The sequence below is a fragment of the Paraburkholderia aspalathi genome (assembly GCF_900116445.1).
Lineage (GTDB): Bacteria > Pseudomonadota > Gammaproteobacteria > Burkholderiales > Burkholderiaceae > Paraburkholderia > Paraburkholderia aspalathi.
The window spans coordinates 38,366-59,346 of record NZ_FPBH01000018.1; the positions used below are offsets into that span (position 1 = coordinate 38,366).

The window sequence follows — 20,981 nt, forward strand, 5'->3', positions numbered from 1 at the left end:
TTCACAGGGATTTTGGGTGCCGATTTCCGCCGACGATTCAGGCGCGCCGGGCGTTCAGCACCAGTTGCGTCAGCACGCCCGCCACCAGCCCCCAGAACGCCGAGCCGATCGACAGCAAGGTGAGGCCGGAAGCCGTCACCATAAACGTCACCAGCGCCGCCTCGCGTTGCTTCAGGTCCTGCATGGCGTTGGCGAGGCCGCTCATGATCGAGCCGAACAGCGCCAGCGCCGCAACGGAGACCACCAGCGCCTTCGGCAAGGCGGCGAACAATGCGGCGATGGTCGCGCCGAAAATCCCGGCAATCAGATAGAAAATACCGCACCAGACTGCCGCGGTGTAACGCTTGTCACGATTTTCGTGCGCTTCGGGGCCGGTACAGATCGCCGCCGTGATCGCCGCAAGATTGATGCCGTGCGAGCCGAAGGGCGCGAGCAGCAGCGAGGCGATGCCGGTTGTCGAAATCAGCGGTGCGGAAGGCGTGGTGTAGCCGTCCGCGCGCAGCACAGCGATGCCCGGCACGTTCTGCGACGCCATCGCGACGACGAAAAGCGGAATGCCGATGCTGATGCCCGCCGCGACCGAAAACACCGGCATCGTGAACACCGGGTGGGCGAGCGCGACGTGAAAGCGGCTGAAGTCGAGCAGCCCGAGCGCGCCGGCGGCGGTTGTGCCGACGATCAGCGTCGTCACGATCGCGTAGCGCGGCGCGAGGCGTTTGACGATCAGATAGGTGAAGAACATTGCCAGCACGAGCGCGGTCTGGAACTGCGCGGCGCGGAAAATCTCGATGCCGATCTCGAACAGAATGCCCGCCAGCAAAGCGGAAGCGATGCCTGCCGGGATTTTCCTCATCAGCGTGTCGAACCAGCCGGTCAGGCCGACCACCGTCAGCAGCACCGCGCAGACGATAAACGCGCCGATCGCCTCAGGGTAGGTCACGTGTGGCAGCGACGACACCAGCAGCGCCGCGCCGGGCGTCGACCAGGCAATCACGATCGGCGCGCGAAAGCGCAGTGAAAGGCCGATCGTGAAGACGGCCATGCCGATCGACAACGCCCAGATCCACGACGAAATCTGCGCATCGCTGAGATGGGCTGCCTGGCCGGCCTGGAACATCAGCACGAGCGAACTCGTGTAGCCCGTCATCATCGCGACGAAGCCGGCGACGAGGGTGGACAGGGACGTATCGGCAAACGGTTTGAGCGGCCCGGGGTGCACGTCGGCAGGGGACAAATCGGGCGATGAAGACGGACTCATGCAGAAGCTTTCTTATAGTTGGAGAAAAACGTGATCTGATTACTTGCTCAACATGCGCATCGCCGATTCGAGTCCGGCGAGGGTGAGCGGATACATGCGGTGGCCGAGCACTTCGCGGATCGCGCTGACCGACTGCCGGTACGCCCACAAACCTTCGGGCTCCGGATTGAGCCACGCGTAATGCGGGAAATGATCGGCGAGGCGGCGCAGCCACACGGCGCCGGCTTCAGCGTTGTTGTACTCGACCGAGCCGCCCGGTTGTAGCACTTCGTACGGGCTCATGGTCGCGTCGCCGACGAAGATCAGCTTGTAGTCGGGCGTGAACTTGTGCAGCAGGTCCCACGTCGGCATGCGCTCGGCGTGACGGCGGCGATTGTTCTTCCACAGGAAGTCGTACACACAGTTGTGGAAGTAATAGAACTCGAGATGCTTGAATTCGGCCTTGGCGGCGGAAAAGAGCTCTTCAGTGCGCTTGATGTGATCGTCCATCGAGCCGCCCACGTCGAGCAGCATCAGCACTTTGACCTTGTTGTGCCGCTCCGGCACCATCTTCAGATCGAGCCAGCCGGCGTTCGCCGCGGTGCTGCGGATCGTGTCGGGCAGATCGAGCTCTTCTGCCGCGCCTTCGCGGGCGAAACGGCGCAGGCGGCGCAGCGCGACCTTGATGTTGCGTGTGCCGATTTCGACCTGGTCGTCGTAGTCGCGATAGGCGCGTGCTTCCCACACCTTCACCGCCGTGCGTTGACCCGCCGCGTCGCCGCCGATGCGCACACCCTCAGGGTTGTAGCCGCCGTTGCCGAACGGCGAGGTGCCGCCCGTGCCGATCCATTTGTTGCCGCCTTCGTGGCGCTCTTTCTGTTCGTCGAACAGTTCCTTCAGGCGCTCCATCAGCTTGTCGAGGCCGCCCATCGCTTCGATCTGCGCTTTTTCTTCGGGCGACAGATCGCGTTGCAGCTTCTTCTTCAGCCAGTCGAGCGGGACGTCGAAGGCGAGCTCCGAGGCTTGCGCGACGCCGTTGAAATACGCGCCGAACGCCTGGTCGAACTTGTCGAAATACTGCTCGTCCTTGACCAGCGTGATGCGTGCGAGATAGTAGAACTCGTCGAGCGACGGCGCGATCACATTGGCTTTGAGCGCTTCGAGCAGCGTCAGGTATTCCTTCACCGACACCGGCAGTTTGGCGGCGCGCAGCGAGTAGAAGAAGTCGATCAGCATGCTGTGTCCTCGGCGGCGGCGAGTGGGCGGTGCGCCGCGCTCATCAACGGGTATTCGCGATTAGTCAACGATTCGTCAACGGTTAATCAACGGTTGTTGCGGTTCATGAAGATCAGCCGCTCGAACAGGCTCACGTCCTGTTCGTTCTTCAGCAGCGCGCCGTGCAGCGGCGGGATGATCTGCTTCTGGTCGGACGAGCGCAGCGCTTCAGGCGGAATGTCCTCGGCAAGCAGCAGCTTCAGCCAGTCGAGCAGTTCCGATGTGGACGGTTTCTTCTTCAGACCGGCGACGTTGCGCAACTCGAAGAAGCTCTGCATCGCCGCGGCGAGCAGTTCCTTCTTGATGCCGGGGTAGTGCACTTCGACGATCTGTTGCATCGTCACCGGATCGGGGAATTTAATGTAATGGAAAAAGCAGCGGCGCAGGAACGCGTCGGGCAGCTCCTTCTCGTTGTTCGACGTAATGATCACGAGCGGGCGCTGTTTCGCGCGGATCAGCTCATGGGTCTCGTACACGTAGAACTCCATGCGGTCGAGCTCGCGCAGCAGGTCGTTCGGGAATTCGATGTCGGCCTTGTCGATCTCGTCGATCAGCAGCACCGTCTGTTCCTCCGACTCGAACGCCTGCCACAGCACACCCTTGACGATGTAGTTGCGGATGTCCTTGACGCGCTCGTCACCGAGTTGCGAATCGCGCAGGCGCGATACCGCGTCGTACTCGTACAGGCCTTGCTGAGCCTTGGTAGTGGACTTGATATGCCATTGCAAGAGCGGCATGCCGAGCGCGGCGGCGACCTCTTCCGCGAGCATGGTTTTGCCGGTGCCGGGTTCGCCCTTGATCAGCAACGGGCGCTTCAGCGTCATCGCGGCGTTGACCGCGAGCTTGAGGTCGTCGGTGGCGACGTACTGCGATGAGCCTTCAAAACGCATGGCGAGATGCTCTTTTCTGGGAAAAAACCCAGTATAAGTCAGAAGGCCTGTTGGGCTGAATCAGCCTGGCGTAAGGTGTCACCCGCGGTGCTGGACGCTGGTTCAAGTGCTTACGCGGCGTTCGCGAGCAGTCCGTGCTCGCCTGGCGTGCCCGGTGGGCGGGCGCGCCAGGCGTCGTGGGTCGGGCGGATGGAGCGTAGCGGACGGCACGAGGCCATGCGGAGCCGGTGCGGCGGAGCAAAATGGCGCCAGCAGCGGCTTTGCGGCGGCCGGATAGGCTTCTGGCCCCGCGCGGTGGACGTTCGGCGCGGCGTCGCGGTACAATTAGCCCGATTTTTTTGGCCTGCGTGGCTACCCATAAGAATAACGGCGCGGGCCGTTGCCTTTTCGGGCGCCCGTTTCCCCTCAAGCCAGGTTACATGCTATGAATAAATTCGTTGGCAAACACGTCGTGATCGCAGCGCTGTCGGTGCTCGCGGGCTATGCGGCCAGTGCGCAGGCAGCGGATGTCGTCGGCAACGCGAAGGCGGGCCAAGGCAAGGTCGCGATGTGTATTGGCTGCCACGGCATCCCTGAATACCGCACGGCTTACCCTGAGGTCTACCGCGTGCCCATGCTCGGCGGCCAGAATCAGGCGTACCTCGAGAATGCCCTGCACGGCTACAAGAAGGGCGACCGCCATTTCGAAACGATGCGCGCGATCACCGCGTCGCTGTCTGATCAAGACATCGCCGACATCGCTGCCTACTACGCAGCGCAAAATTCCTCTTCGAAGAGCAATCCCGACAAGTGATCGGCTTCGGTCATCCAGGCGGTCACTCGGCTATTTATATTCGCGGGATAGGAGAATTCATGAATAAGCCCCAACAGGCACTCCACACGGTGTTCAAGGCTGCATGTGCGTCGGCGGCAGTTATCGGTCTGTTTGCTGCGAACGTCGCGCACGCCGCTGACGCCGGCAACGGCAAGGTGCTGGCTAACACCCACAACTGCGCGGCCTGCCACGGCGTCAACCTGAACAATCCGGTGAGCCCGGAATATCCGAAGCTCGCAGGTCAGCATTCCGACTACGTCTACTGGGCGCTGCGCCAGTACCAGATGGGCAACGGCAATCCGCACCTCGGTCGCAACAACGCGATCATGCAGGCGCAGGTGCAAAGCCTCTCGCCAAGCGACATGAAAGACATCGCGGCCTACATCGAATCGCTGGACGGCGCGCTGGTGCAGAAGAAGTAAGCGCGCAGCGCTGCTTTTGCACGGTTTTCAGATTGAACAACACCCCGCTTCGGCGGGGTGTTGTGCTTTGGGGCTAGGGTTTGTGCGGGGGTGGCGGGTTCGGCTGGCGTGCTAACGGGCGCTGGGTTGCCCGCGTGCCTCAGTCTCGTGTAGCGCGCTGTTCGATGCGCTGCAAATACGCGTCCGTGTCAGGCGGGGTGCCGGTGCGTTGCGCTTCCCAGATGGTTTCGCCGAGGCAATCCATGATCGCGTGCTGCGCTTCGTGGGTCGAGCCGAGCCGGGCGGCAAGCCGCTCGTGCGCCGCGCGGATGCCGGGCGGCTGGTCGATCGACAGCTGTTCGGTGATTGCCAGATGCATCGACAGATGCAGGAACGGGTTGGTCTGGCCGCGTTCGGGCGAGTAATCCTGAGCCTGGGCGGCTTCCGTGCTGGTGAGGTCGGCGTGATATTCCGGATGCTCGACGATCCAGTCGGCGGCGATCGCTTCGAGCGGCGTCAGAATCTCGCCTTGACGCTGCTTGCGCCAGGTGTCGGTGAAAAATTGGCGGACTTCGTCGCGGCTGGGATTGAACATCGTGGGGGCGGTGTGTTGAGTGTGAGGCGGCCTGGAAGGGGGTGATTTTACGCCGAGGCAGGGCGGCTTGCTGGCGGCGCGTTAGTGGACCGAGGTGAAGCGGCGGCCGCCGGCGCACTGAGTGCGCACCGCGTAGGCGCCGGACAAACGCGCTAACGCGATACGGCATCCGTTCGGGCGGCCGCCGAGCGGCACCGCGCTCAAAGATCCGGCGGCGGCGTCTTGGGCCGGAATTCGCAGAGTGGCTCGATCGCGCAGTGCCAGCATTCCGGACGGCGCGCTTTGCATACATAGCGGCCATGCAGAATCAGCCAGTGGTGGGCGTCCTGCTTGAACTCGGCGGGCGTGAATTTCTCCAGCGCCACTTCAACCGCGCGCACGTCTTTGCCAGGTGCGAGGCCTGTTCGATTCGCAACCCGAAAGATATGTGTATCGACAGCGATGGTCGGATGACCGAACGCCGTGTTCAGGATCACGTTCGCCGTTTTTCGGCCGACCCCCGGCAAGCTCTCGAGCGCTTCACGATCTTCCGGTACTTCGCCGCCGTACTGGTCGAGCAGAATGCGGCAGGTTGCGATCACATTCTTCGCTTTGGTCCGATAGAGGCCAATCGTCTTGATGTAGCCGGTCACCCCTTCTTCGCCGAGATCGAAGACCTTCTGCGGTGTGTTCGCGACCGGGAACATCTTGCGCATGGCCTTGTTCACCGACACGTCGGTAGCCTGCGCCGACAGCAGCACGGCAATCAGCAGTTCGAAGGGTGTGGTGTACTCGAGCTCGGTCGTGGGATGCGGATTGAGACTCTGAAGCGTCTCGTAGATGGCGCGGCGTTTGTTCGCGTTCATGCGCAGCGTAGAGTTAGAGGTTAGCGCTTCGTTGGCGGAAATTCAGTGTTACCCGCGGTGTTACCCCCGGAGTTACCCGCGGTGTTGTCCGCAGCGAGTCCGAGACGGCGGCGGCGAGCTTCGGCGGCGTCGATCTGCGCCTGCACGTCGGCGCTAACGCGCTCGGTGTTCTGCGGACCTTGGCCCTTGGCGGCCAACTCTTCTTTCTTCTGGCGTGCACGCTCGAGCGCGGCCTGGATGATGGCGCGTTTCCTCGCTTCGGCGGAGTCCGCTGCGGGTGCGGCGGGCGTTGCCGCAGCACCGGTTTCCATCACCTGAGCAGGCGCGCTGCTGACCGCTCGCCGCGCTGCAGCACGCGCCTCGGCCGCTTCGCGTTCGCGTGCGAGACGGGCTTCACGCCGGTTGTGACGCTCGCGCGCGGCGTCAGCCTGGCTCTGGCTCCATGCGTCCCAGCCGGTTGCTTCACCGGTGACCGGTGGCATCGCAATGCAGTCGACCGGGCAGGGCGGCACGCACAGGTCACAACCGGTACAGAGCTCGGCGATCACCGTGTGCATCTGTTTCGGTGCACCAACTATTGCATCGACCGGACAAGCCTGCATGCACAGCGTGCAGCCGATGCAAACTTGTTCGTCGATAACCGCCAACGGGCGCGGCCGTTCGACGCCGTTGGCGGAATTGAGCGGGATCACCGGCTTGCCGAGCAGTGCGGCGAGGCGCGCGATGCCTTCGGCGCCACCCGGCGGGCACTGATTGTAGTTAGCCTCGCCATGGGCGACGGCTTCGGCATACGGACGGCATGCGGGATAACCGCACTTCGTGCATTGCGTTTGGGGTAGCAGATCTTCGATGCGATCTGCGAGTGTTCTGGAATCGGTCACGGTCACGACGTTGGGGCTTGCCTCGTGGCCGCACAGTTTGCCGAGCGCGGGTTAGGGAAAACACGCGGCAGACCGGGGCAACACAAAAGCGCTGCGAAAGCGGGCAAACACGCGCCAATATAGGCAAATACAGACACGAATAGAGGCGCGAATTTGTGCAACTAAGGCTGCAACTAAGCGCAAGCGCTGGGCTTGAACTAAATAGCACATTATCGCCGATTTCCCCAATTGCCATCCGCAATCCATGTGCCATAATCGAAGCGCTTTTTCGAAAGACCGCAGAAGGGTGTTCCCCCAACCAGCCCGTTCAGTGCTGTCGGTGCAAGGCCCGAGGAGAGGCCGGCGGCGCGATCCGGATAACGCGGCTCACGAAGACGATGCCACCATGAATCAGCCGAAAATCAAAAGAGATCCTGAAGGCACGCGGCGCCGCATTCTGCTTGCGGCGGCCGAAGAGTTTGCAAATGGAGGGTTGTTCGGCGCACGCGTCGATCAGATCGCCCGCCGCGCGGAAACTAATGAACGCATGCTCTATTACTACTTCGGTAGCAAGGAGCAGCTTTTCACGGCTGTACTCGAGCACGCATTTAGCGCGCTCAATGAAGCGGAGCGAACGCTCGAACTGAACGGTATCGCACCCGTCGAGGCTGTCACGCGTCTCGCGCATTTTGTTTGGGATTACTACCGCGATCATCCCGAGTTGCTGCGTCTCGTCAACAACGAGAATCTGCATGAGGCACGCTACATGCAGAAGTCGACGCGCATCCGCGAAATGATCTCACCGATCGTCGCCACGCTCGGCAGCATTCTGGAGCGGGGTCAACGCGCGGGCTTGTTTCGCACCAATGTCGATCCATTGCGCTTTTACGTGACGCTGTCAGGCATGGGCTACTACATCGTGTCGAACCGCTTCACGCTTGAAGCAACTCTTGGTCGCGATTTCAGCAGCGCGAGTGAGCGCAGCGAAGTCGTCCAGATGAACACCGAGTTGCTGCTGGCGTATCTGTTGCGGAAGTAAGCCGCAACGCGGCCGCGCATCGACGGCATAAGAAGCAGCAAAAGAAGCACCAGAAACGACAACGGCCTCTGAAGAAGAGGCCGTTGCTTATCTCTGCGCGCGGGGTGCTCAGGCTTCGACTTTTTCCTTCGCTACCTTCGGCGCCTTGTTGTGCTCGAGGATGAAGTCGCGCAACTGCGGATAGATGATGGTGCGCCAGCGGCGGCCCGAGAAAATGCCGTAGTGGCCGCATTTTTCCGCGGTGAAGTGGCGCTTGTTCTTCTCCGGAATGCCGCTGCACAACCCTTGCGCGGCGAACGTCTGACCGTCGCCGGAGATATCGTCCAGCTCGCCTTCGATCGTGAAGAGCGCGGTCTTCGTGATGTCCTGCGGGCGTACACGTTCGCCGGCGACATCCCACGTACCTTCGGCCAGACTGAATTCCTGGAACACCACGCGGATCGTGTCGAGGTAATAGTCCGCGTCCATGTCGAGCACAGCGTTGTACTCGTCGTAGAAGCGGCGATGTGCTTCCGCGTCGTCTTCGTCGCCGCGCAGCAGGCTCTGGTAGAAGTCCCAGTGCGAGGCTGCATGGCGCTCAGGATTCATTGCCACGAAGCCGGTGTGCTGCAGGAAGCCCGGGTAAACCTTGCGGCCCACGCCCGGATAGTTCGGCGGCACCGTGAAGATCACGTTGTTTTCGAACCATTCGTACGAGTGCTGCGTGGCGAGCGAGTTGACCGAGGTCGGGCTCTTACGCGCGTCGATCGGGCCGCCCATCATGGTCATGGTGCGCGGTGTGTCTTCGCCGCGGCTCGCCATCAGCGAAATGGCGGCGAGCACCGGAACGGTAGGCTGGCATACCGAGATCACATGCAGATTCTTCGCGCCGATGTGGCGGATGAATTCCTGGATGTAGGCGATGTAATCGTCGAGATGAAACTCACCTTCTTCGAGCGGCACCATGCGTGCATCGATCCAGTCGGTCAGGTAGACCTTGTGGTCTTGCAACAACGTGCGCACGGTATCGCGCAGCAGCGTGGCGTGGTGGCCCGACAACGGTGCGCACACCAGCACGACCGGCTCATCTTTCAATTGGGTAACAGCGTCGCTGTCGTCCGCGAAACGCTTGAAGCGCATCAGGCGGCAAAACGGTTTTTCGATGATCGTTTGTTCGATGATCGGAATGTTGTGACCGTCTTTGACAATCTGATGAAGGTTGAACTCAGGCTTTTCGTAATCTTTGCCAAGCCGGTAGAGCAGTTCGTAACCGGCCGAGAGGCGTGTGGCACCGGGCACATAGGCTAGCGGGCTGGCGGGATTCGCGAACGATTTCGACGCGGCCTGGGCCCAGGCGGTGAGGGGGCTCAACATCGCCCGCTGGAATTCGTGCAATTGGTAGAGCATGGGTGCTCCGTTTAAGCGGTTCGCATGGGGCTTGGCAAACACGCGTGTGGCGTTGCGGCAGGCCGTATTGGTTGTAGGCGCATTGATTTTCGGCCAACAGTCTGCTGGATCATACTGAACAAAGCGTACTTGTGCAATGCAGCAATTTGCGCGCGGGCTGCGCGCAAACTGTCATTAAATCATGGTACTGACGATGCTGCCGCGCCGCTATCGGGGGTTGCCGCAGCCTCAAGTTCCTCAGCCAGCGTGCCGATATGGGGCGGCTGCCCGGTCGCCTGAGCCATGGCCTGTTCGTGCTTCATCAGGTTCAAACCGGTGTGCACCAGCGCCACATGGGAAAATGCTTGCGGAAAATTACCGACCAGGCGTTTCGCTGCCGGATCGTACTCTTCCGCCAGCAAACCGACGTCATTGCAGAGGCCGAGCAGCCGTTCGTACATCGCGACGGCTTCGTCGATGCGGCCTTGCAGCGCCAGGTTGTCCACCATCCAGAATGAGCACGCGAGGAAGGTGCCTTCGCCGGGCGGCAGACCGTCGTCGTATTCCGTGGTGCGGTAGCGCATCACGAAGCCGTCGTGCATCAGATCTTTTTCGATCGCGGACACAGTGCCTTTGACGCGCGGATCCGTCGGTGGGAGGAAGCCGACCAGCGGCATCAGCAGCACGCTCGCATCGAGCTGATCGCTGCCATACGATTGGGAGAACGCGTTGAGCGCCGGATTCCACGCCTTCGCGCAGACTTCCGCGTGGATTGTCGCTCGGGTTGCGCGCCATTCATCGAGCGGGCCTTCCAGCTTGAACATTTCGGCGGAGCGGATGGCGCGGTCGTAGGCGACCCACGCCATCACCTTGGAGAAGGTGAAGTGCTGGCGGCCGCCGCGCGTTTCCCAGATGCCTTCGTCCGGCTCTTGCCAGATCGTGTCGAGATGGGTGAGCAACGCGCGCTGCACGTTCCATGCGGTGTCGTCCGCTTGCAAGCCGCCGACGCGTGCGAGATGCAGCGCGTTCATCACTTCGCCGTAGACGTCGAGCTGGCGCTGCCCGACCGCGTTGTTGCCGATCCGCACGGGTTTGGCGTCCTGATAACCCGGCAGCCAGTCGATTTCGAATTCGGGCAGGCGCCGTTCGCCGGCGATCCCGTACATGATCTGCAATTGATCCGGCGCGCCGGCCATCACGCGGCCGAGCCAGCTGCGCCAGGCGCGCGCTTCGTCGTAATAGCCGCCGCGCATCATCGCGAGCAGCGTAATGGTGGCGTCGCGCAGCCAGCAATAGCGGTAGTCCCAGTTGCGCGTACCGCCCAACTGTTCCGGCAGCGACGTGGTGGGCGCGGCGACGATGCCGCCGGTCGGCTCGTACGCCAGCGCCTTCAATGTAATCAGCGAGCGGCGGATCTGCGCGGCCCATTTGCCCTCGACCGTGCTGCGCGACGACCATTCGAGCCAATGGTTCTCGGTACGGGCGAGCGACGTGTGCGGATCGCGTCCGGGCGGAATGCGCAGGTGCGAAGCCGCATAGGCCAGTGAAAACGGCACGCGCTCGCCTTCGCTCACGGTGAACTCCGCGACTGTCTTCATGTTCTCGCCGCGCAACTCGACCGGCGTGCGCAGCACAGCGGTGTCTGGGCCGACGATCGCCTTGATGCCGCTGTCGTGCTTCAGGCGGTCCACCCACGGAATCGAAAAACCATAGTCGAAGCGCAGCACCAGTTCCATCTGCATGCGCACCGTGCCGCGTTTGCCGACGACGATCCGCACCATCTCCGACCAGCCGTTGCCCGGAGGCATGAAGTCGATCAGCGTGACCGCGCCTTCGGGCGTTTCGAAATCGGTTTCCAGAACCAGCGTCTCGCCGCGATACCGGCGCGTGATCGTGGGCGGTGTATCGGAGACTGGCGAAATCAGCCAGCGGCCATTGTCGGGCGTGCCGAGCAGGGCGGCGAAGCACGCGCCGGAGTCGAAGCGCGGCCAGCAGAGCCAGTCGACCGAACCCTCGCGGGAGACGAGCGCGGCCGTGTGGCCGTCGCCGATAAGCGCATAGTCTTCGATGAGTGCGGGCATGGGGGAGCGTGTCTGTTTTAGGCGAGGCGAAGGCCGCCACGCTGGGGGTCATTGTGTTACCGGACTCGCGCGATGCGTTTTGGTTCAGCGCGCAATGCGGCAAAACGCGAGTTGGTAATTGTCAAATCACTGCCTACAATCAGATTTCAAGCCGATGCCCGGAGCCCTCCGGATCATGCAGCGGCCTTGCCCTGGCGAATGCAGACGCCGTTTTCGAGGATCCAAGCAATGCTGAACCCGTCGAAATCCGATTGCATCACAATTCTCTCCGCCGCCAGCGAACTCGCTGACGATTCGATGTTGCCGCTCGAACATGGCCGGTTGGGCCTGAGCCGCAACGGCATGCTGGCTGCGGCGGCCTTTCTGATCGAACGGGCCTGCTTCCGCCGTCATCAGGAAGGTGGCGGCCATTATGCCGTCGGCGGATTGTCGTTGCAGGGGCGTTTGCGGCTGGATCAGCTTTCGAACGGCTGATCGTTTCTCCATTTCTCTGTTGCGCGGGCTCGCTTCATGCGGGCAGTCCGCTGTTGTCTTGCATCTGGCGCCTGGCGTCCGATGCGAATCTGTCGCGTACGTACCGCTTCGCTGTGCCACGTGTTGCATTGCGGTAGCCGCCATCAGTACGCGTGCCCTATCCCGCACCAGTCCTCCTTTCGTGCGAGACATTGCCGGGCCGGCACTGCGCCCGGTCGTGCGTCCCTTCTTGCAGCTTCCGTGGCTGATTGTTGCCGCCTAGAAGTGCGACGACCCCACGCCGAAGATCCCAATGATGCCGATGATGATCAGATAGAGCGCGACGATGTAGTTCAACAGGCGCGGCATGACAAGAATCAGAATACCGGCGATCAACGAAACCAGCGGGCCCAGGCTGAGTGTGACGTTCATGAAAACTCCGTAGTGTGGGATGGGTGAGACGCGGTTGAAAAAACGTCCCGTCAGGCGGGACAATTGTTACTCATGCGCCGGCAGGCCAGTCAACTGAACGCGGCCTGGCCTACGTGGCCCGCCGGATTCGCTGCATGATCCGACGCAACGCTTTTATACTTGCCTCGATAAAACAATTCGACCGACGGCGCGGCAGACCAGAGACACCATTACAACCGGATAACCGAATAACTGATGTCCAGGAGGTCATATGCTTCGTAGTCACCGTGCCGTTGTGCGTGCCGTCTCAAGCGCTCCATTGCCTTCTGCTGCTCGATCCACCTCATGGCGCGGCGGCCGGCCAGTTCCTCTAAGCTCCGCCCGCTCGATAATAAAAGGTTTCGTGCTCATGGTCTCGATTGTTGCTTCGCATGCGTTTGCGCAAGATTCCGGCCCGGCTCCCGCCGATGGCGTCTATGACATGCTGGTCGGCACTTACACGGGGGGCAAGAGCGAAGGGATATACGTCTATCGCTTCGACACGAAGACGGGCGAAGCGACCCGCGTGTCGGTCGCGCAGACGGTCAATCCGTCGTATCTGGTGGTGAGCCGTGACCGGCGCTTCGTCTATGCGGTCAACGAATTGCCCGGCGACAACGGCCCGGCCACCCAACGCGGCGGGATCAGCGCGTTTCGCTTCGATGCCGCGAGCGGCCAGCTGAGCTTTCTCAACAAGGTCTCGGCCGACGGTAATGACCCGTGCTATCTGAGCCTGTCGCCGGACGGCAAATATCTGCTGACCGCGAACTACTCTGTGGCGGCCGATCCGGGCGGCAGCTTCGCGGTGTTCCCATTGCAGGCGGACGGCCAGGTGGGCGCGTCGGTGCTCACGGTGCATCATGAAGGCGGCGGTCCGGTGAAGGGACGTCAGGACAACTCGCACGTTCACTCCACCGTGTTTTCGCCGGACGGTCACTATCTGTTCGCTCAGGACCTGGGCGCCGACAAGCTGTACTCGTACCGCTACACGCCGGACGGTAGCCGCGGCCTGTTCGGCCCGACCGATTGGCGCTACACCCAGGAGAAAGCAGGCACGGGCCCACGTCACCTGGTGTTCGGCGCGGACGGCAAGCATGCGTATCTGACGAGCGAACTGGCCGCCACGGTCAGCACCTTCAACTATGCCGATGGCAAGCTCACGCAGGTGCAAACGAGTTCGCTGATCGAGCCCGGCTTCAAGGGCGCGGTAGGCGCCGCGGCCATTCATCTGTCGCCGGACGGACGCTTCCTGTACGCCACCAATCGCGGCGATGCGAACGAGATCGTGATCTTCTCAGTCGATCCGACCAACGGTCATCTGAAGAAGATCGGACACCAGTCGAGCCTCGGCAAGTCGCCGCGCGAATTCGCGATCGACCCGACCGGCAACTGGTTGATCGTCGGCAATCAGAACAGCGGCACGGTGTACGTGTTTAAGCGCGATCAGCAGAGTGGATTGCTCGAAGCGAATCCAAAACGTATCGAGATCGATTCGCCGGTGGACTTCAAGCTGGTGTCGCCGTCTTGAGGTGGGGGCGCTGGTGATCTGAATACGCGCGTTGAATAAAAAACGGGTCGCTTCGAGCGACCAGTTTTTTTGTCTGGCTTGTGTTGGTTGCGTTGGCGGCTACCAGCCCGTGCCGTTTATTCCGCCGGTCCCGGCGCGAGCACTTCACGGCTGCCGTTGATGCCCATCGCGGACACCAGGCCCGCCGTCTCCATCTGCTCGACGAGGCGCGCTGCGCGGTTATAGCCGATGCGCAATTGCCGCTGCACCGACGAGATCGACGCGCGCCGCGTGCGCACCACGAAGGCAACGGCTTCGTCGTAAAGCGGATCGGCTTCGGCATCCGGCGTGTCGCCGAACAGATCGGGCGACGCGCCTTCGGTGGCCGGGCCGTCGAGAATGCCTTCCTCGTATTGCGGTTCGCCGAACTGCTTCAGATACTCGACGATCCGGTGCACTTCCTCGTCGGCGACGAACGCGCCGTGCACGCGCTGCGGGTAGCCCGTGCCTGGCGGCAGGAACAGCATGTCGCCCTGGCCGAGCAGCGATTCGGCGCCCATCTGATCGAGAATCGTGCGCGAGTCGATCTTCGACGACACCTGGAACGCCACGCGCGTCGGAATGTTCGCCTTGATGAGGCCGGTGATCACGTCCACCGACGGACGCTGCGTCGCCAGAATCAGGTGAATGCCGGCGGCGCGCGCCTTCTGTGCGAGACGCGCGATCAGTTCTTCGATCTTCTTGCCGGCGACCATCATCAGGTCGGCCAACTCGTCGATCACCACGACGATCAGCGGCAGCGGCGCGAGCGGCTCGGGCGCGTCCGGGGTCAGCGAGAACGGGTTGCCGAGCTTCTTGCCCTTAGCTTCCGTATCGCGGATCTTCTGATTGAAGCCGGCCAGGTTGCGCACGCCGACCGCGGACATCAAACGGTAGCGCTTTTCCATTTCGCCGACACACCAGTTCAGCGCGTTGGCCGCCAGCTTCATGTCGGTGACGACCGGCGCGAGCAGATGCGGAATGCCTTCGTACACCGACAGTTCCAGCATCTTCGGATCGATCATGATGAGCCGCACTTCTTCGGGCGTCGCCTTGTAAAGCAGCGAGCAGATCATCGCGTTGATCGCCACCGATTTGCCCGAACCCGTTGTGCCCGCAACCAGCATGTGCGGCGCCTTCGCGAGATCGGCGACCACCGGATGGCCGGTGATGTCCTTGCCCATCGCCAGCGTCAATTGCGAATGCGAGTTCTGGTAGACGCTGGCTTCTAGGATTTCGGACAGGCGGATCGTCTGCCGCTTGGCGTTCGGCAACTCGAGACCCATGCAGGTCTTGCCGGGAATCGTCTCGACCACACGAATCGACGTTAGGCCGAGGCCGCGTGACAAGTCCTTCATCAGGCCGACGATCTGACTGCCGCGCACGCCGAGCGCCGGCTCGACTTCGAAGCGCGTGATGACCGGGCCAGCCGAATGGCCGACCACCGTGACCGGCACCTTGAATTCCTGCAGACGTTGCTCGATCAGCAGGCCGGTTTCGATGAGCTTTTCTTCCGAAACGGGTTCGACGTCAGTGTCGGCGCGTGCGAGCAGATCGAGTGTCGGCAATTCGACCATCGATGCTGCGGGTGCGTGGAATTCGAAACCGTTGGCGGGGGTGTGGCCGCGCAGCGGTGTGCGCTGGATTGTGGGTTCGGTGGGTTCTGCGAGCTCTGCGGATTCCGCAGGGTCGGTGCGCTCGGTCGAGGATTCGTCGACGATGGTGGCCGAGGTCGCTGGTGCTGCATGAGCCGCGAAGCTAGGGAAACGAACCACGTTCGACGTGTGCGATACGGCGCTTTGCGGCTCTACGGTCGCAACGATGGCCGAAGCGTCCGAAGCGGCTGACGAGTTCAAATCGTCGGCTACGCCCACTGTTTCCAATGCGTCCGATACATCCGATAGGGCAGGGGTGTCCGTTTTTTCCACATCGACTGGAGCGACAGCATCGATTCGGGTTTCCCAGGGCGCGAGCGGTTTATCGATGACGGCTTCGGCAATCGGCGCGGGCGTCGCAGTGTGCGCTTGCGTCGGTTCGTCTTCGACGAGTGGTGACACGTCCGTTTGCGCGTCGCTGGCTTCCAGTTGGGCTGCAAAGATTTGAAACGGCGTGGGCGTGGGCACCAGTGCTTCATGCTGCGTGGCTGGTGTGTGTGCCGCAACCAACGGCGCCTGGATAACCGGCGGTTCAATCGGCCATTGCACGACGGGCTCGGTATCTTCCTCGAGCGGCGCTTCAGAAGCGGCTTCGATTCGCGGCGTTTCGACGGGCGATTGCGTCGCTGTGTGGTGGTCCAGCGCGGCCTCGACTACCTCCTGCAAAGGCGCGTTGACATCCGGTACCGCGGCAATTTCAACATCATCGTTCGCATGTGAAGACGAAGCTACGTCCGATTGCCCAGCCTCGACTGTCGGCTCGGCACCCGTCGGAGCGTCCGGAGTCGTAGTGACGACCGCATTTTCCGCGCTGCTGCTGCGCGCGAGGCTGACGCCGGCGATGTCGGTCCAGCGCGCGGCATTTTCCGCGATGCTGCGAAGGGTTTCCTGGACGCTGGCGGGTGGCGTTACCTTCTGTGCGGTCGCCATCGGCCGGGTATAACTCGGGGCCGGCGTGCTGAAAGAAGCCGGACTCCGCGTTGCCTGCGTAGGCGCGGCGTTGGTGTCTGCGCGCGGAGCAGGCGAGAACGGCTGCTGGGCAGTGGTGGAGCGACTTCCCGAGGATCCTGCATTGGCGGCTGAACCCGGCATCGTCGACGGACGGCTTTCGCCAGCCGAGGCGTTCATCGCCGAACCGGCTGCCGAACCCGACACCATCCGTGCTGTCGCCGTGGTGGGTGCCGCTTGCGCTGCAGCGGCCTGCGCTGCGACCGCTCCCGCGAAACCGGCCGCCCCCGCCGCCCCCGAGCCGGCGCCCGACGATCCCGCCGGACGTTGCTCTCCAGCAGAACGCCGACCAACTTGCGATGCGCCATCACGAGCCGGAGTCGCCGCCGATCCTGATCCCGCTGTCGAACCAGCAGCAGATGCGGGCGCACGCGGCGCCGTTGTCGATTCACGCAACCATCCGGCCGGCGCGACCGGTTCAGCCGGCATCCATGCGCTCCGGTCCGCGTTCTGCAAGGGTGTCGGCGTCGTCGGCTGCATCGGCACTTGTCTTGGTGCCTGGCGCGGTGGCGTCGCGGCGGACGTGCGCAGCACCGGCTCCGCCTGCGTGGGCTGACTACGCGGCTTCACTGCGCCGGCACGCCAGTTCGCCCCAGCGCCACGCGCCGCTGCGTCCCTGGCCGCGGCGGCACCAGCCGCACCGGCAGCCGTCGCCGCGCTGCGGCCGTTCGCCGGTGGCCGCCAGACGGTCGGGCGCGCATAACGTCCATTGCTTTTGGGCGCCATCGTATTGGTCGACGTCGACATGTGCGACGGCAAACCGTCATCCACGCTGCGATGGCGGCGCGCTTCCTCGTCGCGCTTGGCGAGGCCGCGTGACAGGCCGAGGCCGAATGCACCGTCGGCCCATACGGCGACGTCGCGCCAGCGGAAGTCGATCAGCCAGGGCAGGCTGATCAGGAGCAGGGCAAGCGCCGCGAGCGGCGTGCCGATATGGCCGAGCAGATGACCGAAGCCCGCCGCCAGCGCGTGGCCGAAGCCATTCGCGCCGGCCACGCCGATCAGCGACGCCTCCAGCGTGCAGCTTGCCACCAGGACGCAGACGAAGCCGAGCCAAAGGCGGATCGTGCCGGGGCCGCGCAAGCCTGCGCCGCCCGGCAGCACCGACTTCACGAGGCGCCAGAAAAGAGGAATGAACCAGACGGCCGACCCGCCGAACCAGCCGAAAACTACCGTGTGCATACTAGACATCAACGAATGACGGACGCGCAAGAACGCAATCCGTCGAGTTTAACCGGCGAAGCCCGATGCTTCGAAGGCAGACGCAAGTATGCTTGCGTCAAATGGGAAAGCAGGCCGGCGTGCGGCCCGCCGTCGGTGAAAAACAACGGCTGCTACGGCAACGTGTGCGCGCCATGCGGACCGTGACGACCGCAACCGCAAATCCGCTTGCCGGTCCGCCCGGCGGTCCACCGGCCGAACCGCTCAATGGTAAGCGTACCGATCACTTGGCGCTGCGGTCGAACGTGAGCGTGTCGCCGTTATCGAGCACCAGTTGCATCTGCTGCGGCGCGCGCATCTGCACGCCGGTACGGTCGATGTGGTTCAGCGCGTCGAGATACGGAGCTTCGATCTGCCCGCCCGGCGTCGCGCATGCCATGCGCGTGCCGCCTAGGGTGCCGAAGCTGAGCTTGCCGTCTTTCAGCGCATACGAGCCCATGTAACGATTGCAGCCGGAAAAGCCGCTGGCGTGGCGCTGGCCTTTGTCGGTAGAGAGCACGAGCGTGATCGGCGCGCCCTGATCCGCGGTCGGAATCGCGCGGGCCGTGCCGTCGGCCTGTTTCCAGCCGCTGAGCACCCAACTGGTGTCGTCGAGCAACTGGGTGGCGGCCGGGTTGAACGGATCGGGCGGTGCCGCTTCCGAGTCGGGATGCTTCGGCATGGCGCACGCGCTGCATAGCGCGGCGACGCTCAACGCGGCGATGGCCGTGCGCGCAAAAGGGATGAAGCGCGCAACACCTCGCGCGGAGGAGCTTTGGAGCATGACGTCGTTCCTCTTCAAACTGGCGAAGGCGTAAGGGTAACGCACTCGGCACGCCGCACGCGAGCGCGGCGTCGACGCAGCGGGTGCGGTGCGGGTTACGGCGCGGGGTGCGCATCGGGGGACGCATGTTAACATCGTGTTCTACTCAATCCCACCCTCATCCGACTTTTATCTGGAGACCCCATGCAGATCGGCCAACGGATCGGCACGCCCCTTTCTGAATCCGCCACGCGCGTCATGCTGCTCGGCGCCGGCGAGCTCGGCAAGGAAGTGATCATCGCGCTGCAACGGCTGGGCGTCGAAGTGATCGCCGTCGACCGTTATCCGAATGCGCCGGGTCATCAAGTCGCGCATCGCTCGCACGTGATCGACATGACCGACCGCGCCGCCTTGCGCGCGCTGGTCGAACAGGAGCGTCCGCACCTGATCGTCCCCGAGATCGAAGCCATCGCGACCGACGCACTCGCCGCCATCGAAACCGACGGCCTCGCCGAGGTAATCCCGACCGCGCGCGCCACCCAGCTCACGATGAACCGCGAAGGCATCCGCCGTCTGGCCGCTGAAGAGCTCGGTCTGCCGACCTCGCCGTACGCGTTCGCCGATTCGCTTGAGGAACTGCGCGCGGGCATCGCCAAAGTCGGCTATCCGTGCGTCGTGAAGCCGGTGATGTCGTCGTCGGGCAAGGGGCAGTCGGTGCTGAAGAGCGATGCGGATGTCGAAACCGCCTGGCAATATGCAATGGCGGGTGGCCGCGTAAATCACGGCCGGGTGATCGTCGAAGGTTTTATCGACTTCGAATACGAAATCACGCAACTCACCGTGCGCGCGATCGATCCGGCGAGCGGCGAAGTCAGCACGTATTTCTGCGACCCGATCGGCCACGTGCAGGTGGCGGGCGACTACGTCGAATCGTGGCAGCCGCAGCCGATGAGCCCGCTCGCGCTGGAGCGTTCGCGCGAAGTGGCGCACAAAGTCACTGCGGCATTGGGCGGCAGAGGCCTGTTCGGCGTGGAACTTTTCGTGCGTGGCGATGACGTATGGTTCTCGGAAGTGAGTCCGCGTCCACACGATACCGGTCTGGTCACGCTGTGCTCGCAACGCTTCTCGGAGTTCGAACTGCACGCGCGCGCGATTCTCGGTTTGCCGGTGGATACGTCGCTGCGGGCGCCGGGCGCGTCTGCGGTGATTTACGGCGGACTGGACGAAACGGCGATCGCGTTCGAAGGTGTCGCGGCGGCGTTGGCCGTGCCGAATGCGGATCTGCGGCTCTTCGGCAAGCCGGAGAGCTTCGTCAAGCGCCGTATGGGCGTGGCGCTGGCCACTGGCGAGACGACCGACGAAGCACGCTCGCGCGCGAAGCAGGCCGCGGCGGCGGTGCGGCCGGTTTCCACGAAGTAAGGCGCGTTAAAGCGCTGCCTTGCGGCGTTGCGGCGTTGCGGCGTGTCGATGTGCCGTGAAGTGAAGTACCCGCGCGCCGCGCAAACGCGCCGCGCGCGAAACCCGACTCATTGAAGTTCGTTGAAGTAGAGGTACGTATGCCCCTGGAAACCCGCAAGAACGTGCGGTCTGGAAGGTTCGGCCGTCTCGGCGCACTGGGTGTGATACTCGCGCTGTGTGCAGGGATGACAGGGTGCGGCCTCGCCGCTGCGCCGTGCCGGGTGGCGTCGGCTGGACTGAAGATCGTGCCGCTGGTCGGGCACGTTGCCGCCGCGCCGACCGACGCTTGCGCCGACGTGATCGATCCATAAGCAATCCACGATCGGTTCGCGAAGGGCTCATGAGCGTTCGTTCCGGGCGCGCAACACAGCCGCAGCGCAAGGCGTGCCGTCCGTGCTTGATGTGCAACAACAATCGAGGCTTCGAATGAAGAAATGGCTTGTTGCAGTCACCGCGGCAGCGGGTCTTGCGGCGCTGTACGGCAATGCATGGGCCGCGCCATTGAACCTCGCCGACATTCAGGCGAGGAATCGCCAGACGCACAAATACACCTGCGCGACCGGCAAGATTCTGCAGGTGACCTACTGGAACACGGCGAACGGCCAGAGCTTCGCGCTCGTGCCCGTCAAGGGCCAGCAACTGCTGTTCGTCAATACGATCTCCGCTTCCGGCGCGAAGTATCAGGCCGGCAGCTACACCTGGTGGACCAAGGGCCCGCGCGCCGACCTGTACGACGCGACGGATGGCGAAAACGCCCCGCCGATGCTGTCCGACTGCGTCACCATCAATCGCTGAGCATGATGCGGCGTCTTTCTTCAGACACGCCGCCTGCCGCGCCTTACGTTTGTACCTGCCTTGCGGCGCTGCCCGCCTGCGCACATCCTTTCCGTTCGAGTAGTAAGCTGTCCGGCATGGCATCCGCTGTGCCCGCTGTCATTGCTGTCGGCTGTGTCGTCTCTGTCGCCGTTATGTCAGGCTGCGCTTGGCTCGCGCGGCTGTCGTCGTCTTCGATCGTCCGATATTGGACTTCAACGGGCGGGCTCATG

At 63.1% G+C, this 20,981-nt stretch carries 19 protein-coding genes; 8 read left to right on the forward strand and 11 right to left on the reverse strand.

The window, feature by feature from the left end; all coding sequences use genetic code 11:
- Positions 1-37: 37 nt before the first annotated feature.
- From BM438_RS24935 to BM438_RS24945, 3 genes are all read right to left on the reverse strand, one after another.
- Entirely contained in the window at positions 38-1,258 is a 1,221-nt protein-coding gene (locus tag BM438_RS24935) for a benzoate/H(+) symporter BenE family transporter (protein WP_093639386.1), read from the reverse strand.
- Positions 1,259-1,297: 39 nt separating this feature from the next.
- Entirely contained in the window at positions 1,298-2,473 is a 1,176-nt protein-coding gene (locus BM438_RS24940; RefSeq protein ID WP_054035024.1) for a vWA domain-containing protein, read from the reverse strand.
- A gap of 86 nt (positions 2,474-2,559) precedes the next feature.
- Positions 2,560-3,402, reverse strand: a complete 843-nt coding sequence (locus tag BM438_RS24945) for an AAA family ATPase (RefSeq protein WP_093639389.1) — start codon at positions 3,400-3,402, stop codon at positions 2,560-2,562.
- 424 nt (positions 3,403-3,826) lie between these two features.
- Between BM438_RS24945 and BM438_RS24950 the strand changes: the two genes are divergently transcribed.
- Both BM438_RS24950 and BM438_RS24955 read left to right on the forward strand, forming a co-directional pair.
- Positions 3,827-4,195, forward strand: a complete 369-nt coding sequence (locus BM438_RS24950; RefSeq protein ID WP_007175710.1) for a c-type cytochrome — start codon at positions 3,827-3,829, stop codon at positions 4,193-4,195.
- Positions 4,196-4,254: 59 nt separating this feature from the next.
- Positions 4,255-4,638: a c-type cytochrome gene (locus BM438_RS24955; protein ID WP_093639391.1), complete on the forward strand. Its 384-nt coding sequence runs from the start codon at positions 4,255-4,257 to the stop codon at positions 4,636-4,638.
- 139 nt (positions 4,639-4,777) lie between these two features.
- On the opposite strand, the gene BM438_RS24960 is transcribed toward BM438_RS24955, so the two are convergent.
- From BM438_RS24960 to rsxB, 3 genes are all read right to left on the reverse strand, one after another.
- Positions 4,778-5,212, reverse strand: a complete 435-nt coding sequence (locus BM438_RS24960; protein ID WP_054035021.1) for a DUF1841 family protein — start codon at positions 5,210-5,212, stop codon at positions 4,778-4,780.
- Positions 5,213-5,412: 200 nt separating this feature from the next.
- Positions 5,413-6,057: an endonuclease III gene (gene nth / locus BM438_RS24965; protein WP_093639394.1), complete on the reverse strand. Its 645-nt coding sequence runs from the start codon at positions 6,055-6,057 to the stop codon at positions 5,413-5,415.
- Between the two features lie 20 nt (positions 6,058-6,077).
- On the reverse strand, positions 6,078-6,938 hold the full coding sequence (gene rsxB / locus BM438_RS24970) for an electron transport complex subunit RsxB (protein WP_244179445.1): 861 nt from the start codon (positions 6,936-6,938) through the stop codon (positions 6,078-6,080).
- 385 nt (positions 6,939-7,323) lie between these two features.
- On the opposite strand from rsxB, the gene BM438_RS24975 reads away from it, so the two are divergent.
- Entirely contained in the window at positions 7,324-7,956 is a 633-nt protein-coding gene (locus tag BM438_RS24975) for a TetR/AcrR family transcriptional regulator (protein WP_093639400.1), read from the forward strand.
- Between the two features lie 108 nt (positions 7,957-8,064).
- On the opposite strand, the gene BM438_RS24980 is transcribed toward BM438_RS24975, so the two are convergent.
- Positions 8,065-9,342 carry a polyhydroxyalkanoate depolymerase gene (locus BM438_RS24980; protein WP_093639403.1) on the reverse strand — a complete coding sequence of 426 codons (1,278 nt, stop codon included), beginning with the start codon at positions 9,340-9,342 and terminating at the stop codon, positions 8,065-8,067.
- Positions 9,343-9,521: 179 nt separating this feature from the next.
- Positions 9,522-11,402: a glycoside hydrolase family 15 protein gene (locus BM438_RS24985; protein ID WP_093639406.1), complete on the reverse strand. Its 1,881-nt coding sequence runs from the start codon at positions 11,400-11,402 to the stop codon at positions 9,522-9,524.
- A 228-nt stretch (positions 11,403-11,630) separates the two neighbouring features.
- Between BM438_RS24985 and BM438_RS24990 the strand changes: the two genes are divergently transcribed.
- Positions 11,631-11,876, forward strand: coding sequence for a hypothetical protein (locus BM438_RS24990; protein ID WP_093639716.1), 246 nt, complete (start codon positions 11,631-11,633; stop codon positions 11,874-11,876).
- A gap of 258 nt (positions 11,877-12,134) precedes the next feature.
- Here the strand turns inward: BM438_RS24990 and BM438_RS24995 are convergent, their stop codons facing one another.
- Positions 12,135-12,287, reverse strand: coding sequence for a DUF3096 domain-containing protein (locus BM438_RS24995; protein WP_007175701.1), 153 nt, complete (start codon positions 12,285-12,287; stop codon positions 12,135-12,137).
- Between the two features lie 250 nt (positions 12,288-12,537).
- On the opposite strand from BM438_RS24995, the gene BM438_RS25000 reads away from it, so the two are divergent.
- The gene (locus BM438_RS25000) at positions 12,538-13,833 is read left to right on the forward strand and encodes a lactonase family protein (RefSeq protein ID WP_093639409.1); all 1,296 of its coding nucleotides are present in this window, start codon (positions 12,538-12,540) and stop codon (positions 13,831-13,833) included.
- Between the two features lie 116 nt (positions 13,834-13,949).
- Here the strand turns inward: BM438_RS25000 and BM438_RS25005 are convergent, their stop codons facing one another.
- Together BM438_RS25005 and BM438_RS25010 are read right to left on the reverse strand one after the other, a co-directional pair.
- Positions 13,950-17,696 carry a DNA translocase FtsK gene (locus BM438_RS25005; protein WP_093639412.1) on the reverse strand — a complete coding sequence of 1,249 codons (3,747 nt, stop codon included), beginning with the start codon at positions 17,694-17,696 and terminating at the stop codon, positions 13,950-13,952.
- A gap of 262 nt (positions 17,697-17,958) precedes the next feature.
- The gene (locus tag BM438_RS25010; RefSeq protein ID WP_093639415.1) at positions 17,959-18,498 is read right to left on the reverse strand and encodes an META domain-containing protein; all 540 of its coding nucleotides are present in this window, start codon (positions 18,496-18,498) and stop codon (positions 17,959-17,961) included.
- A 183-nt stretch (positions 18,499-18,681) separates the two neighbouring features.
- Between BM438_RS25010 and purT the strand changes: the two genes are divergently transcribed.
- From purT to BM438_RS25025, 3 genes are all read left to right on the forward strand, one after another.
- Positions 18,682-19,896: a formate-dependent phosphoribosylglycinamide formyltransferase gene (gene purT, locus BM438_RS25015; RefSeq protein ID WP_093639418.1), complete on the forward strand. Its 1,215-nt coding sequence runs from the start codon at positions 18,682-18,684 to the stop codon at positions 19,894-19,896.
- Between the two features lie 137 nt (positions 19,897-20,033).
- A complete protein-coding gene (locus BM438_RS25020) occupies positions 20,034-20,246 on the forward strand; it encodes a DUF6726 family protein (protein WP_093639421.1) in 213 nt (70 codons plus the stop codon).
- A gap of 115 nt (positions 20,247-20,361) precedes the next feature.
- Positions 20,362-20,730 (forward strand): MliC family protein, encoded by a 369-nt coding sequence (locus BM438_RS25025; RefSeq protein ID WP_093639424.1) that lies wholly within the window; start codon positions 20,362-20,364, stop codon positions 20,728-20,730.
- Positions 20,731-20,981: the final 251 nt, after the last annotated feature.